The sequence below is a fragment of the Mycobacterium sp. NGS41 genome (assembly GCF_059812725.1).
In genome coordinates this window covers 1-1,397 of sequence record NZ_JCALDF010000070.1, presented here as the reverse complement: position 1 = coordinate 1,397, position 1,397 = coordinate 1, and the positions used below count along the sequence as shown (strand labels likewise).

The window sequence follows — 1,397 nt, the reverse complement described above, 5'->3', positions numbered from 1 at the left end:
GGCTTGTCAAGATAAGTGTGTAAGGTGTTGTGGCCGTTTATCTTTGGGTCATAGTGGGAGTCGGTCGGGGAATTGGATGGCAAAGGTGTTCAGTGCTCGGGTCCATCCCCAGGTTGCGGTTCCGTCAGTTGATCCTCGTTTCTGGTTGATGTTGCGGATGGCCAGATAGAGCAGCTTCATGGCAGCGGCATCGGAGGGGAACGATCCGCGGGCTTTGGTGACTTTGCGCAGCTGGTAGTTCAGCGACTCGATGGCGTTGGTCGTGTAGATGATCTTGCGGATCTCGGGCGGAAACGCCAGAAACGGCACGAAGTCGCTCCAGGCGCGGTCCCAGACCGCCACCGCGCCGGGGGACTTGGTTTTCCATTGGGCGCGGAAGTCCTCCATGGCCAGCCTCGCGGCCTCTTCGGTGGGTGCGGTGTAGATCGGTCGCAGGACCGCGGCCATTTTTCTGCGGTCGGTGTAGGAGGCATAGCGCATTGCCGAGCGCAGCAGATGCACGACGCACGTCTGCACAATGGCTTGAGGCCACACCGCGGTGATGGATTCGGGCAGGCCGGTCAACCCGTCGCAGCACACAAACAGCGCATCGCGGCACCCCCGATTGCGCAGCTCGGTGAGCACCCCATGCCAGAACTTGGCGCCCTCGCTCTGCTGGATCCAGATGCCCAACACCTGCCTGATCCCGTCGACATCGACGCCGATCACCACGTGGGCGGCCTTGTTGGCCACCACGCCGCCGTCGCGGATCTTGATGCGGATGGCATCGATATACAGGATCGGATACACCGGATCGACCGGCCGGGACTGCCAAGCCGCGATCTCGTCGACCACCACATCGGTGACGCGGGAAACGGTGGCCGCGGAGACCTGGGCTCCGTAGACCTCGGCCAAGTGCTCGGTGATATCGCGGGTCGACATCCCGCGCGCGTACAGCGACAAGATCATGTCTTCGACCTGGCCCAGGCGGCGTTTGCGTTTGGGCACAATCACCGGGGCGAAAGTGCCGTTGCGATCCCGCGGGACCTCGAGTTCGACCGGACCGGCGGTGGTCAGCACGGTTTTGCGGCCGTGCCCGTTGCGGGAGTTGCCTGAACCGTGCCCGACCGGATCTCCGTGCTCATAGCCCAAGTGATCGGCGATCTCGACATCGAGGGCCCGCTCCAGCACCGACTTGGTGAGCTGGGCCAACAACCCGTCCGGGCCGTCAATGGGCATGCCGGATGCTTCGGCATCGGCCAACAAGGCATCCACCGCCGGCGGCGGCAACAACTCCGCCAACTTCGCGGTCTCAGACGATGAATCAGAACGTGGCAAGGGAATCTCTCCTGTCCGGCAGTCAGCATGCCTGACCACCATTCAGGCCCAACCCCTTACACAGTCAATAAGACACGCCC

Annotated in this window: 1 protein-coding gene; it reads right to left on the bottom strand. The window is 62.8% G+C overall.

Going from position 1 to position 1,397, the window contains the following annotated elements; translation table 11 throughout:
* Positions 1-48: 48 nt before the first annotated feature.
* Positions 49-1,281, bottom strand: a complete 1,233-nt coding sequence (locus AC5Y21_RS25950; protein ID WP_499917007.1) for an IS256 family transposase — start codon at positions 1,279-1,281, stop codon at positions 49-51.
* Between the last annotated feature and the right edge of the window lie 116 nt (positions 1,282-1,397).